Raw genomic sequence first — 12,092 nt, 5'->3', positions numbered from 1 at the left:
CCTTTTGTCCGGCCGGCTTACGGGCATATAGATTGATATACAGACCAGAAGATTTTTCTTTTAGTCAAAGTAACTGTATACGTATGGGTTGGAAAGAACTAAAAATTTGCGCAGAAGCCTGTGCTGCATGCTCACTGGCCTGCGGCTATTGTGTTACCGCGCTTCTTAAGAGTGAATACGCTGAAAAATTAAAAAACTGTACTGCAGTATTGCTTGAGTGTATTGCCATTTGCGAGGCTACCGTAGCCGTAGCAAGCCTGAACGGCATCTTTGGGGAACAGCAGTGCCGCTTGTGCATAGCGGCATGTAATAAATGTGCAGAAGTATGTGAAGCGCATATGCAATGGGAGGCCGCACATTGCAAGACATGTGCAGACGCCTGCAGGCATTGTGCAGATACCTGCGAGGACGCATTCAATACTGTCGGAAATCCCGTGATATCTGTTAATATCCAGTAAGTTCAGCGGTAACACGCCGCTGTTATGGAATAATCTTTGGATTTATTTTTAACTCAATACCCTGGCGTTTATTTACCAGGATAAAAAATCAGAAGGTCAAATCAGTTACTTCAACAAGTTTGTAAGCAGGCACGAGAAACAATGAGCACAATTTCTACTGTGTATCGTCTAAACAATGCTCCCGCTCCCACGCGGGAGCTTTTTTATGTAACTGCTGCATTTATGAAGATCTATACATTTTTGACCAATATCAGAGAAAACCCTCTGCCAGCCGCCATACAGGATCTCCGCCACCAGATTCGTGTACACAAGGAAACACTTCCAGGTAAATACTTCCCCTGGGGGCATAAAAAAATGTCTGAATAACAGGAGGACAAAGTCCCATGTATCCAGACATTTTTTTTCTGTGGAGGGTCTATCAGTCGTGTCCTTCTGTTTTAACGATTTTGTTGTAGATACCCATTAGCAGGAAGGGGGCAGCCCATTGTCCGATAAACAAACTGATATGTTTCTGCCGCAGGCATTGCAGGGCCAGAGAGACTCCCATAGCGCCGACGGCCGCCCATAAATAAGTATCTGAAGGCAATTTCGCTGTCTGCGTTTCAATTGCTTTTGCAATTGGTCCTTCCTCATGGCCCTGGTTAAGTATCGAATTCATAGTACATGTTTTTTAAGTGATAGAATATGATTCACTATGTTGTTAAAGCAACAAAACTATGCCAGCAGGCAGGTGGTATTTTTTTTGTCTCCCATTTGACATAATACATCTCATATGAAAAGGATACATTTCACATTGATCGTGTCTGCCATACTGATCTATGGCTGTAACAACAACAGCGTTAAAAGCAGGGAGGAAGCCAGCAAGGACAGCACTAACGCCATGGCTGAAAGCATGGATGACGTCAGTAATGCTTCCGTGAATTTTGCTACTGCTGTCGCTGCCAGCAATATGAAAGAAATAGCGCTGGGCAAACTGGCGCTTAAGAACGCCAATTATGGCCGCTTAAAGGAATTTGCACAGAAGATGATAGATGCGCATGAAAAGGCGAATAAAGACCTGCAGACGGCCTGTTACAGTGCTGGTGTTACATTACCCTCAGGACTGGCAAAAGCAGACCAGGAAGAAGTAGATAAGATGGCCGGAAAAGAAGGGAAAGCCTTTGACAGGGACTATATCAAAAAGATGGTAAGCGAGCATCAGAAAACAATGGAGAGACTGGATGCAGCAGCGTCAAATATGAAAGATGTATCGTTGCAGAACTATGCGAAGAAAACACTTCCTGTAGTAAAGGCACATCTTGAGGAAGCAAGAACTATCCTCGAAGATGTGCGTAAACAATATGATCCTACCCAGTTTGACGATGTAGAGTCTTATCAGTGATCAGGATATTTTTCCTTCCACGCTGCCAACAGTTGCTCTGCACGCTCTGGATCAAGTTTGCGAATAATAAAATCGAGTTTTTCTTCCTTCCTGTCATCGCCTTCCTTTGACTGTGAAGATCCGCAGTACCATAAAAACGCCAGACCTGCTACCTGCCATATCAGTTGCAGGAATTCAGACTGCCAGTTTTCCATGGTATCGCGCATCATTTCCGAGATGTAATCACTTGTGATCACTGGCTGTCCATGCTGCATCTGTTCTTCCACAAATACCTTCCAGCCAAAATACCAGTGCAGTACCACTGATACAAGAAAGAATGCCAGGGTAAACCATAGATAACCTTTTCTTTTGAAGATCGAATACTTTTTCGTTCCTGTAGTCATAACACTTCTTTTTTAGGGTTACTAAATATGAGGTAGTACTTTTTCACCGAAATCCCTGATAAAGATGTCCTGCTGCGGGTTGACATTATGCAGTATAATACGGTCAAATCCCATCTGCACATACTGCCTGATCATTGTGATACACTGTTCAGGATCGGCGGTGATCACCATTTTGTCTGCAATATCTTCCCGTCTTACATAAGCGGCAATACTATCAAACTGCGTAGTTTTGGTCAGGTCACTCAATACCTCGGGCGCAAAGAAATTTGTACGCCATTGGTCAAAGGCGGCATCCTGTGCTTCCGTCTCTGTTCTTGCGTAAGAGAATGCGATCTGTACGTAGATGGGCTTTCCGGCGCCGCCGCCCTTGCGGAACGCATTGATGATCTCCTGCAGCTGCGCCTCATCTCCTCCTACTGTGATCAGTCCATCGGCCCATGTTCCGACCCATGCCGCTGTTGCCGCGGAAAGTGCCGTGGCCATTAAAGGCGGCATGGCAGCCGGTAAGGTGTATAATTTTGCTTCTTTCACCCTGACGAGTCCATTGTGTGTTACTGTTTCACCTTGTAACAGGCGGCGTATCACCCCTGCACATTCCAGCAGACGTGCATTCCTTTCCTCCTTCTGTGGCCAGACATCGCCGGTAATATTCTCATTCAGCGCTTCGCCACTGCCCAGCTCTACCGAGTACCTGCCCGGGAACATTTCTGCAAGTGTGGCAATAGCCTGTGCAACAATAGCGGGATGATATCTTTGTCCTGGCGCACACACCATACTGAAAGGTAGTGTAGTGGCCTGCATGGCGGCGCCTATCCAGGAGAATGAAAAGCCGCTCTGCCCCTGCCGCTCACTCCAGGGATGGAAATGATCTGAGCAATGAATGGCCTGGAATCCGGCCTGTGCTGCAGCAAGGGCGTAACGCAGCAGTGCCGAGGGCGGATGTTGTTCATGCGATGCGTGATAAGCGATAACTGACATATAAAGACCAATACCATCTCTGTACCAAACTCACCATATACATCATGTAGCCTTACCTTTCAGCTCCCAGTGATCTTTGATCCGGTTGCCTTCACGGTCGTATTTCAGGGTCCTTGAATAGCGCTCTCCGCGCACGTTCCCGTTGTTGGTCCTCTTGCCAATAAATAACAGTACAGGATTCCCTGCCTCATCCGTTTTGAAAGAGAGGTCATAACCTTTAAACTCCATATCTACCATCGTAGCGGGAGCATATTGCTGTGATAGTTTTTTTACAAGTGCCTCACTGAGCTTCATACTGTAAATCTTTACATTACCTGCTCAAAAACTACACCCTAAAGGATCGCCTTGTTTTGTACCCATCCTACGTAATTACCGTGATGACTGATGGAAACAGGTACAGGGGAATAAGTACAACAATTCATGAGATAAGGTACACCATCCTGGTTCTTAACCAGGTTTTTATCGGGGAAAAGATGTGTGGGCAGTCTGCTTCCTGTATAGATATCGAGGTGATCGAGGAAGACATCATGAGAGACGGCTACGGTGTGGATACAATTATCAGTCCGGTAGCTGACAAATGAACAGGCCCGGGCTTCATACCATACCTTGCCTTTAACTGTATCGCCGCCATCGGCAGACAGTGAACAATTAAACTTCGCGGGATTATATAGCCTTACGTTCGTAAGGCGGTTAACAATTTTGTAGGCAGCTTCTTTACAGCTCCAGAGCAGCCATACCATATCGGATGGCATCGAAGCCTGACGGATCAATTCCTGCTCAGTAGCTGTAAAGATCTTGCTGAGATACCCTTTTCTTTGCCAGTTACTTTCCCGGCCTGCAAGGTGGAGATCTATGACGTCGTTGCCGATCATTGTGCGCCTAATTTGGCCTCTATTATCTCTATTGCAGATTTTACATTCAGCATGCGTTCCATTGATTCATTATCGATCACAATATTGAATTGTTCTTCCACATCCAGGACCACATCTACCAGGTTGGCAGAATTGATCTTGAGATCATTAACGAAATCAGTGTCTTCATTAATGTTCAGCAGGGCCTCCTGGTTTTTCGCATAGGGTGTTACGATCTCTTTTAATTGTGTAATCAGCGTTTCTTTATCCATCGGTTTTATTTATACTTCTTTAATATCACGCAGGCATTTACATCTCCAAAGCCAAAGCTGGCTTTCGCGATCAAATTTAATTCTTTATACACCAACTGCTGAGGTATTTTTTCGGGATCTATGATAGCCGCTATATCGGGATGCAGGTCTTCGCAATTGATATTAGGGAACAGGAAACCTTCATGCAGCTGTAATACAGCTGCCACCAGCTCTATACTGCCGGAGGCGCTCAGGCAATGACCGATCATACCTTTCAGGGCATTGATATGAGGGAAGTCTTTACCCTTTCTTCCCAGCGCTATGCTCCAGTTTTCGATTTCCAGTGCATCCTTGCCCGTAGCCGTGAGGTGCCCGTTGATGGCATCAATTTCTTCGGGCCTTATACCCGCAGCTTTCATAGCCTCCCTTATGCAGCGCTGTACGGCGGTACTATTGGGCGCCGTCATTGATCCGTCACCTCTTTGTGCACCGGAATTAATATGCCCGCCCAGCACTTCTGCATAGATGGTGGCGCCACGTTCCCGGGCACTCTCCAGCGATTCCAGCACCAATGCACCCGCGCCGCTGCCGGGTACAAAACCACTGGCGGAGGCGCTCATAGGACGGGAACCTGCTGCCGGATGATCGTTGTGCTTAAACGTACAGACCTTCAGTGCATCGAAACCACCCCATATGTAAGGCCCGGCATCGCTGGTACTCCCTGCCAGCATCCGTTTAGCATGTCCGTTACGGATCCTTTCATAGGCCATCAGCACACTTTCTGCCCCGGTAGCGCAGGCAGAGGAATTGGTGCTTACCTGGTTGGCCAGGGCCAGTTTACCTCCCAGCCAGGCACTGATACCACTGGCCATGGTTTGCGGCACTACGGTGCTTCCCAGCCGGCGTACCTGCAGGGCATCTACTTTATAGATGGCCTCCCGCAGTTTATCTACCCCGGCAGATCCCGCACCGAAGATGGTACCACTATCCCAGTCGGGCTCCAGGCCGGCGCCTGCCGGCAACTGCGCATCCGTCCAGGCATCTGTGCCGGCAATGAGCCCGTAAAGGATACCGTTACTGTTGAAATTTCTCAGTTCAAGGGCGTCCAGGTACTGTAACTGCAATGTTTCCGGTACTTCCGGTTTACCTGCTATCTGGCAGGAGAACTGCAATGCCGCCAGCTCCGCATCGTGACGGATACCGGAAGTACCTGTTTTAATAGCTTCTGTAAAAGCGGGAATGCCAACGCCGTTTGGAGCGGCTACGCCCAGGCCCGTCACAACTACTCTTTTATCCATGTGGTTTGCTAATGATCATTCCGGCAATAGTGCCACTGCACACTTCCTGCTGTGCTTCATTTTTCAATGTTACCCTGCACTTTAATTTTCCAAAACGGAAATATACCTTTTCAGCATACACTGTTACTTTCTCTCCGGGAAAAACGGGGCGCAGAAATTCTATTGCTGTGGATGTCAGTCCGAAGGTCATATTTTCCGCCAATACTTCATCGCCTAAAAGGTAAATGCCCAGGCAGACCAGCCCCGTCTGTGCCATTACCTCTGTCAGCAGCACGCCCGGCGTAACAGGATAACCTTTAAAATGACCTTTAAAACAGTCCATATCTTCCCTAAAAGTAAAGTGTCCCTGTACGCTCTCACTGTCAATATAATCCAGTCCGTCCACAAAGAGGAAAGGGGGTGCAAAGGGTAATCGCTGCAGAATTGCCTGTATTGTCATGCCTGACTGATATGCTCACCGCCATTCACCGGGATCACGGCCCCATTGATCCATGCTGCTTCGTCTTTACACAAAAGGTAGACAGCATTGGCTACATCTTCGGGGGTAGTGAGGCGATGAAAGGGATTACGCTGTTTTGTGTATGTAATGATATTTTCACTGCCGGGAATCAGCTGCATAGAGCGGGTGTCTGTCACGCCGGCCTGTATACAATTGGCCCTCAGTCCCAGTGGTGCAAATTCGAGGGCTATATGACGGCTGATCGATTCAAGAGCAGCCTTGGCTGCTGCTACGGCGCCATAATGTTTCCAGGCCTTGCTGCTGCCTTCGCTGGTGAAAGAGAGCACCCTTGCATCGGGTGCAAAGAGCTGCTGCTGTACCATATGCTGTGTCCAGTCGTACAGGCTGATGGCCATATTGTCCAGGGTAATGTGGAAATCGTCGGTACTCAGCGGAGCCCGGTCACTGTTCATGGCCTTGAGGTTACCTTTCGCGATACTATGCACAAGCGTTCTGACGCGCCCGTTCTCTCCCATCGCCGTCTTCAGCGCAGCCAGTACTTCTCCGCGTTTAGCGGCGTTAACGGCATCTGCATTGAAAGCAAGCACCTGTACACCTGAGGCCCTGATGGCATTGAAGTCGCTGTCAATACGCTCCATATCCATCCGCATATCCCTGTGTACAATGCAGAGGTGCATACCATGCATGGCGAGCTTACGCGCCGCAGCCAATCCTAAACCGCTGCTGCCGCCGAGTATCACCGCCCAGTAATGATGTGATGCAAATTCCTTTACCATTGTAACAATATTCGCTGTGCGGAAAAGCCAGGGCCAAAGCTCAGCATCAGTCCCTTCTCTCCGGCAGGCACACCTTTTTCCATAAAACGTTCCAATACATACAACACGGTAGCGCTGGACATATTACCATATAAACGCAGTACCTCCTTCGTATCGTCTATATTCTTTCCCATTTCACCGAACAGTTCTTCCACCGTCTGGATGATCTTCTTTCCACCGGGATGGAAGATCAGGTGATGGATGTCTTCTATGCGGTAGCCGTATTTATCCAGGAAAGGGTGTATAATAGCCGGAAAATGGGCGGCAATTGTATTAGGCACCTCTACGTCCAGCACCATCTGTAAACCCGTATTAGTGAGCTTAAAACCCATTAAATGTTCGGCTTCATAGAAATGGTACATCCCGTCTCCTATTATCTGCGGACCGCCATCCTCTTCATGGGAAGAGAGGATCGCACAGGCGGCACCGTCTCCGAAAATGGCCGCGCTGACAATATTGGGCATGGAGTAGTCATCCAGCTGGAAAGTTGCGGTAGGCGACTCGATAGCTATCACCGCAGCCCTTTTACCGGGATTGGCCTCCAGGAAATTCTTTGCGTAGATCATACCGGAGATACCAGCGGCACAGCCCATCTCCGTTACCGGCAAGCGCACTATATCCTGACGCAGCTGCAGGAGGTTGATCAGGTATGCGTCCAGTGAAGGGATCATGATACCTGTGCAGCTGACGGTGATGATGTAATCCAGGTCTTCTGCTTCCAGGCCTGCTTTCTCCAGTGCATTCGTCAGGCACCGGCTGCCCAGTTTAATCACTTCTCTCACATAAATGTCGTTCTTTTCTTCAAAGGAAGTGTTGGTAAACACTTCTTCAGGGCTCATGATAGAATAGCGTCTGTCAACAGCTGCATTCTCAAAGATCTTTTTAACTTTTCTGGCAAAACGGTCTTCCTGGCCGGACAACCAGATGTCGAGAAAGGGCATGATCTCTTCTGTGCTTCTGGTATAAGGAGGTAAGGCTTTCGATACTGCTGTTATTTTAACGCTCATACATTAGTAATTATCCACTGATAACGGAAAGCCCATTTCCATCTGAGTGTATATTGATTGAAATTTAATTTTCGTGACAGTTCCTGTATTTCCTTCTTTTTAAATCCCCGCAGGATGGATACCAGTCCATCTTCCTTGGCCATCCTGCCCATGCCCGTAAGCCTGCTGAATAGCTGGAACAGGCGGTAGGCCATTGCGCTTCTCTGCAGATCATTGACGACAATCCCGATGGCTGCATTCCGGCGGAAAAGTGACATCAGCTTCATGATCTGCCGGTCTTCGAAGTGATGTAGCGTAAGTGTACACAATACGATATCATATTGCAGCTCCCTGAATTTCCCGCCCAGAATATCCATACAATAGTAAGTGATTTCCGGGTATTGTGCAGATAAAACCGCCGCATAATTGGCAGTATACCCATTGGCATCGATGCCTATGAGCTTCAGCCGCCAGTTTTTCCTCCTGCCTATCCGGGCCAGCTTACGCAGCATGTCGCCGTTTCCACAGCCTACATCGGCTATCGTCACTTCCTTTCCCGGCGGTACATTTTCCATCAGCATACTTACTCCCTGCAGCGTGATGCTGTTCCCTCCCAGCAACTGATTCACCTGTGCGATCTGGTCCAGGGTGGTCCTGAGCTCTTCCCCCTCCATCCGGAGGTCGTCCATGATCTCGGGTGCAAAGGTTCTCTGACTGGTATTAACGAACATACGTAATTCACATTTTAAAAGGTTTTCCATGTGTCTGCCTGACAATGACAGGCAGCAGCGCCGGAAAAAGCACCAGGCCACTCATAATGCCTGCTGCCAGCTCCTGTTTGCGGAATACAGCAGATAATATCTTGCCTGCCTGTATCCGTTTATTGAACGCTTTCTTCCAGGCCCCCGCATAGTTCATCTCCAGTTCCTCCCTGGAAGACTGCTGACCCGAAAAGAAAGCCAGTATCTGTTCTGCGGCGATCTTTGCACTGTGTATAGCCATTGCCATGCCGTTTCCGCAAAGCGGGTGAATAAGACCGGCTGTATCGCCGGTCATCAGGATATGTTTGTCCACTTTCTGTTTTTCCGCAAAGGATACCTGGCTGATGGTGAGCGGGCGCTCAAACAGCGGCCGGCTATGTTCCAGTACCGCTTTCAGGTGCGGATTCCGATAGAGTACTTCCTGCTGATGCGCCGTTATATTTTTAAAGCGCCTGAAACTGTCGTAACTAACCAGGTAGCAGATATTGATGATATTGTTCTCTACTTTGGATACACCGCAGTAGCCCCCCATGAAATTATGCAATGCTACCAGGCCATCGGGGAAATCGCCCTCATAATGGCTCTTGACTGCCAGCCAGGGGGACTTCTGAGAGGAGAAACCGCGCGATAACTGCTGATCGAGGCCAGCTCTCTTTCCATAAGCGCCTATCACGAAACGGGCGCTCAGTTCCTGATCGAGGGCGGTAATGACCCGGAACAGGTCATTTTCAAAGGAGATATCCGTCACCGTATCTTCCAGCAGTGTTCCCCCCGCAGCCACCACCCGCTGCATGAGAAACTGGTCCAGCAGATAACGGCTGACGCCGAAACCTCCCAGGGGCAATCCCGCTTCCACACTTTTACCCGAAACGGCGGAGATTCTTACCCGGTCTATCCTGGCGGGTTGCAAAACGCCAGGATCAGCTCCCAGCCATTGCAGGTAAGGTAACACCTCGTTGGAAATGTATTCTCCGCATACCTTATGCCTTGGAAAAGGGTATTTTTCAATGACAATAACCCGCAGCCCTGCACGTAGCAGGTGCAAGGCGCCGGTTAAACCGGCCAATCCTCCTCCTACAATAATGACATCTGCCTCCGGCATTACTAACTAATTGATTTTAAGCACCCGAACATGAAAAACCAAACTATATGTTGCAACAAGTGTACGTTATTTTCCTGATATCAGGAACCAAATGTTATTCTTTGCGTATGTTGTTGAAATACAGTCCAGTGCACCTGAAAATGTCGGATCATTACAATCCTGAGAGCCAAGGCGAAGGACCAGAGGCGCCCCTCCGGTGATATCCTTTATCGCCATTGCTGAAACAATTATACAGTCCCTGTGCCTGGAAATGTAGCCTGGCCGCAATCCTGATGATCAGGTAAAAGACCGGAAGCGCCCTTTCCGGTTTTAGATACGCTGTTATCACTTTGCTGACACAATATTAGCAAGATCCTTCCCGTCGTAAAGGCGAACGTCCACAGGACGCCATAACGTGTCCATAGGGCGCCAAAACGAGGGAATATGACCGGTTTGTGATACCCGGAGGAAAGGTTATTCAGGTGGTATCAGGACGAAATCTGTCAGGTTTTGAAATTGGCTTAAACCTTAAAAGGGTAGAACATGTAAAAATTCAACAGATCAGAAGCATAGAGGGCTTCTGCGAATGCAATTGGTGTATGAGCAAAGCGATACTTCTTGTTCCGAAAAAGCTTTACCGTCTTTATGGTAAGGTTCAGGGTTAACTTTACAGGTATTTATACATTCATGATGGACTTTGCAGATAAGAAAAAACTTCATAGAACCCGGCTGAAAGCAGCGTTAACCCTAGGAATGGTTGCCCTGGTAAAAATTCATATACATATAACTACTTTCTGCATCACTATATTGAATCAGCCGGCAGCGGAAAAAAAGCGGGGCCGGCTAAGCCGGCCCCACTTCACCCTTATCTGATAAAACCATTGCCATTATCATCGTAGGTGCTCCATTGCGCCTCACCCGGTGCAGCGGTCGCATTGATCTCCGTACTTCTCAATTCACTCATACTCTGATCAAGCTCTTTCACGCCTTTCATTGTTCTTGGAGTACCTTCAGGCTTGATCCCTGAAAGCCCCTGTGTTTCGTGTACATAAGCCAGCGGATTGTCAATATATTGCCACTCCTCTCCGAGTTGTGAACTCTTTCCTTCATTCCATGGGCCTTTCACCTTGTTGGTGTCTGACATATTGAAATACTTGTTGCTGTATCTTGGATCTCCCTGTAATACGCCCGGCGGGAAGTTTGGTTTAATCGTATCCAGGGCCGCCTCAAACATTTGGTAATGCGCAATTTCCCTGGTCATCAGGAAGCTCAGCGTTTCTTTCACATATGGATCATCTGTGAACTTCATCAGGTATTCATAAGTGATCTTCGCGCGCGATTCTGCCGCCATATCGGAACGCAGGTCGACAGTCAGATCATTATTGGCATTAACATAAGCGCCTGTCCATGGTACGCCCTGGCAATTGGTCAGCATAGGACCACCGCCACTGTGCACCAGGAATTCCGGATGCATCATAGCCTGATGAATATACTCTTCTTTTTTTGCCGTACCCTGCATCGTTTCCATGATCTCCGAATTATCCGCAGCATTCTTTAGCTCGCCATTAATGCCCTGCAGTAATAATTGTATTGTCGCGCCTACTATTTCAAGGTGGCTGAATTCCTCTGTAGCGATATCCATCAGCATGTCATATTTGTCCGGGTATGGTCTTCTGGCGCCGAAAGCCTGCACAAAATATTGCATAGCAGCTTTAAGCTCACCGTTACCACCACCAAACTGTTCAAGCAGCAGTGCTGCAAAACGGGGATCAGGCTTAGAAACACGTACATTAAATTGTAAATCCTTTACATGATGGAACATAGTTAAATCATTTTAATGGTAAACAAAACTCCAGATGATCGTCTGTTTTCTTCCGGCGATAAACATGCCATACAGTAACTACTGTAAGCGTCATACAGCAACTGTTTCTCATCTTACATACGTGTGTAGATAACTTTTCCCTTTCACCGGAACATACAACGCATTGGCAGCGAACCTACTTCATGGCGTAATCTTTGAACGCTTCCTGGTGTACCCTTGATTTCTCACTTCACAAAACAGATCCGTATGCAACAAACAAACATCAAACAGCGGCCAGCCGATGAAAAAGAACCATTGAATGCCAGGCTGGCTGAAGACCAGGAAAATACTGACGAAGTAAATGATGTCGATACAGACGCTGATCTTGCCGGCGACCAGGAAGAAGAATTAGATGATACTCCGGAACTGGATGAAGAAGACCTGGAAGAAAATAATCTTTCCGAAGACGAAGCAGACAATGTTCAGTGGGAGCCTCCAAAGGGAAACTCATAAGTAGTGTTACAGGGTGGTTCGTGACACTACGACAAACGGGGCAATAAGCGAGGGGATCGTTTGTTGCCCTTCTTA

16 protein-coding genes are annotated in these 12,092 nt (G+C 47.9%); 3 read left to right on the top strand and 13 right to left on the bottom strand.

The genetic code is table 11. The features are described from left to right. Positions 1 to 83: 83 nt before the first annotated feature. Entirely contained in the window at positions 84 to 458 is a 375-nt protein-coding gene (locus MYF79_RS14880) for a four-helix bundle copper-binding protein (protein WP_247814759.1), read from the top strand. 418 nt (positions 459 to 876) lie between these two features. Here the strand turns inward: MYF79_RS14880 and MYF79_RS14875 are convergent, their stop codons facing one another. Beyond that, positions 877 to 1,116, bottom strand: coding sequence for a hypothetical protein (locus MYF79_RS14875; RefSeq protein ID WP_199659029.1), 240 nt, complete (start codon positions 1,114 to 1,116; stop codon positions 877 to 879). 114 nt (positions 1,117 to 1,230) lie between these two features. On the opposite strand from MYF79_RS14875, the gene MYF79_RS14870 reads away from it, so the two are divergent. Continuing rightward, positions 1,231 to 1,839, top strand: a complete 609-nt coding sequence (locus MYF79_RS14870) for a DUF4142 domain-containing protein (RefSeq protein ID WP_247814758.1) — start codon at positions 1,231 to 1,233, stop codon at positions 1,837 to 1,839. Here the strand turns inward: MYF79_RS14870 and MYF79_RS14865 are convergent. The 12 genes from MYF79_RS14865 to MYF79_RS14810 form a co-directional block, all read right to left on the bottom strand. Further along, complete coding sequence (locus MYF79_RS14865) at positions 1,833 to 2,222, bottom strand: DUF6766 family protein (protein ID WP_247814757.1); 390 nt, start codon at positions 2,220 to 2,222, stop codon at positions 1,833 to 1,835. The genes MYF79_RS14870 and MYF79_RS14865 overlap by 7 nt on opposite strands. A gap of 21 nt (positions 2,223 to 2,243) precedes the next feature. Then, positions 2,244 to 3,200: a TIGR03885 family FMN-dependent LLM class oxidoreductase gene (locus MYF79_RS14860; protein ID WP_247814756.1), complete on the bottom strand. Its 957-nt coding sequence runs from the start codon at positions 3,198 to 3,200 to the stop codon at positions 2,244 to 2,246. Between the two features lie 42 nt (positions 3,201 to 3,242). Continuing rightward, a complete protein-coding gene (locus tag MYF79_RS14855; protein WP_247814755.1) occupies positions 3,243 to 3,494 on the bottom strand; it encodes a hypothetical protein in 252 nt (83 codons plus the stop codon). A gap of 38 nt (positions 3,495 to 3,532) precedes the next feature. Continuing rightward, positions 3,533 to 4,072, bottom strand: coding sequence for a 4'-phosphopantetheinyl transferase superfamily protein (locus MYF79_RS14850; RefSeq protein ID WP_247814754.1), 540 nt, complete (start codon positions 4,070 to 4,072; stop codon positions 3,533 to 3,535). After that, positions 4,069 to 4,323: an acyl carrier protein gene (locus MYF79_RS14845; RefSeq protein ID WP_247814753.1), complete on the bottom strand. Its 255-nt coding sequence runs from the start codon at positions 4,321 to 4,323 to the stop codon at positions 4,069 to 4,071. The genes MYF79_RS14850 and MYF79_RS14845 overlap by 4 nt, the downstream gene beginning before the upstream one ends. 5 nt (positions 4,324 to 4,328) lie before the next feature. Then, on the bottom strand, positions 4,329 to 5,600 hold the full coding sequence (locus tag MYF79_RS14840) for a beta-ketoacyl-[acyl-carrier-protein] synthase family protein (RefSeq protein WP_247814752.1): 1,272 nt from the start codon (positions 5,598 to 5,600) through the stop codon (positions 4,329 to 4,331). Beyond that, entirely contained in the window at positions 5,593 to 6,039 is a 447-nt protein-coding gene (locus tag MYF79_RS14835; RefSeq protein WP_247814751.1) for a 3-hydroxyacyl-ACP dehydratase FabZ family protein, read from the bottom strand. The genes MYF79_RS14840 and MYF79_RS14835 overlap by 8 nt, the downstream gene beginning before the upstream one ends. Continuing rightward, the gene (locus MYF79_RS14830) at positions 6,036 to 6,836 is read right to left on the bottom strand and encodes an SDR family oxidoreductase (protein ID WP_247814750.1); all 801 of its coding nucleotides are present in this window, start codon (positions 6,834 to 6,836) and stop codon (positions 6,036 to 6,038) included. Before MYF79_RS14830 ends, MYF79_RS14835 begins: the two co-directional genes overlap by 4 nt. Continuing rightward, positions 6,830 to 7,882, bottom strand: coding sequence for a type III polyketide synthase (locus tag MYF79_RS14825; RefSeq protein ID WP_247814749.1), 1,053 nt, complete (start codon positions 7,880 to 7,882; stop codon positions 6,830 to 6,832). The genes MYF79_RS14830 and MYF79_RS14825 overlap by 7 nt, the downstream gene beginning before the upstream one ends. Further along, entirely contained in the window at positions 7,879 to 8,592 is a 714-nt protein-coding gene (locus tag MYF79_RS14820) for a methyltransferase domain-containing protein (RefSeq protein WP_247814748.1), read from the bottom strand. Before MYF79_RS14820 ends, MYF79_RS14825 begins: the two co-directional genes overlap by 4 nt. 7 nt (positions 8,593 to 8,599) lie before the next feature. Then, positions 8,600 to 9,724, bottom strand: a complete 1,125-nt coding sequence (locus MYF79_RS14815) for an NAD(P)/FAD-dependent oxidoreductase (RefSeq protein ID WP_247814747.1) — start codon at positions 9,722 to 9,724, stop codon at positions 8,600 to 8,602. 844 nt (positions 9,725 to 10,568) lie between these two features. Continuing rightward, entirely contained in the window at positions 10,569 to 11,525 is a 957-nt protein-coding gene (locus MYF79_RS14810) for a manganese catalase family protein (RefSeq protein ID WP_247814746.1), read from the bottom strand. Between the two features lie 246 nt (positions 11,526 to 11,771). Here MYF79_RS14810 and MYF79_RS14805 point away from each other — a divergent pair, with 246 nt between their 5' ends. Further along, positions 11,772 to 12,017: a hypothetical protein gene (locus MYF79_RS14805; protein WP_247814745.1), complete on the top strand. Its 246-nt coding sequence runs from the start codon at positions 11,772 to 11,774 to the stop codon at positions 12,015 to 12,017. Positions 12,018 to 12,092: the final 75 nt, after the last annotated feature.

Source organism: Chitinophaga filiformis, from assembly GCF_023100805.1.
GTDB classification, from domain to species: Bacteria; Bacteroidota; Bacteroidia; order Chitinophagales; family Chitinophagaceae; genus Chitinophaga; species Chitinophaga filiformis_B.
Note: the sequence above shows the minus strand (reverse complement) of the source record. Positions and strands in the feature narration are given on the sequence as shown.

What these genes read in the sequence shown, in the direction of transcription:
- MYF79_RS14880 (WP_247814759.1), top strand. Translation starts at nt 84, where the DNA reads ATGGGTTGGAAAGAACTAAAAATTTGCGCAGAAGCCTGTGCTGCATGC.
- MYF79_RS14875 (WP_199659029.1), bottom strand. Translation starts at nt 1,116, where the DNA reads ATGAATTCGATACTTAACCAGGGCCATGAGGAAGGACCAATTGCAAAA.
- MYF79_RS14870 (WP_247814758.1), top strand. Translation starts at nt 1,231, where the DNA reads ATGAAAAGGATACATTTCACATTGATCGTGTCTGCCATACTGATCTAT.
- MYF79_RS14865 (WP_247814757.1), bottom strand. Translation starts at nt 2,222, where the DNA reads ATGACTACAGGAACGAAAAAGTATTCGATCTTCAAAAGAAAAGGTTAT.
- MYF79_RS14860 (WP_247814756.1), bottom strand. Translation starts at nt 3,200, where the DNA reads ATGTCAGTTATCGCTTATCACGCATCGCATGAACAACATCCGCCCTCG.
- MYF79_RS14855 (WP_247814755.1), bottom strand. Translation starts at nt 3,494, where the DNA reads ATGAAGCTCAGTGAGGCACTTGTAAAAAAACTATCACAGCAATATGCT.
- MYF79_RS14850 (WP_247814754.1), bottom strand. Translation starts at nt 4,072, where the DNA reads ATGATCGGCAACGACGTCATAGATCTCCACCTTGCAGGCCGGGAAAGT.
- MYF79_RS14845 (WP_247814753.1), bottom strand. Translation starts at nt 4,323, where the DNA reads ATGGATAAAGAAACGCTGATTACACAATTAAAAGAGATCGTAACACCC.
- MYF79_RS14840 (WP_247814752.1), bottom strand. Translation starts at nt 5,600, where the DNA reads ATGGATAAAAGAGTAGTTGTGACGGGCCTGGGCGTAGCCGCTCCAAAC.
- MYF79_RS14835 (WP_247814751.1), bottom strand. Translation starts at nt 6,039, where the DNA reads ATGACAATACAGGCAATTCTGCAGCGATTACCCTTTGCACCCCCTTTC.
- MYF79_RS14830 (WP_247814750.1), bottom strand. Translation starts at nt 6,836, where the DNA reads ATGGTAAAGGAATTTGCATCACATCATTACTGGGCGGTGATACTCGGC.
- MYF79_RS14825 (WP_247814749.1), bottom strand. Translation starts at nt 7,882, where the DNA reads ATGAGCGTTAAAATAACAGCAGTATCGAAAGCCTTACCTCCTTATACC.
- MYF79_RS14820 (WP_247814748.1), bottom strand. Translation starts at nt 8,592, where the DNA reads ATGTTCGTTAATACCAGTCAGAGAACCTTTGCACCCGAGATCATGGAC.
- MYF79_RS14815 (WP_247814747.1), bottom strand. Translation starts at nt 9,724, where the DNA reads ATGCCGGAGGCAGATGTCATTATTGTAGGAGGAGGATTGGCCGGTTTA.
- MYF79_RS14810 (WP_247814746.1), bottom strand. Translation starts at nt 11,525, where the DNA reads ATGTTCCATCATGTAAAGGATTTACAATTTAATGTACGTGTTTCTAAG.
- MYF79_RS14805 (WP_247814745.1), top strand. Translation starts at nt 11,772, where the DNA reads ATGCAACAAACAAACATCAAACAGCGGCCAGCCGATGAAAAAGAACCA.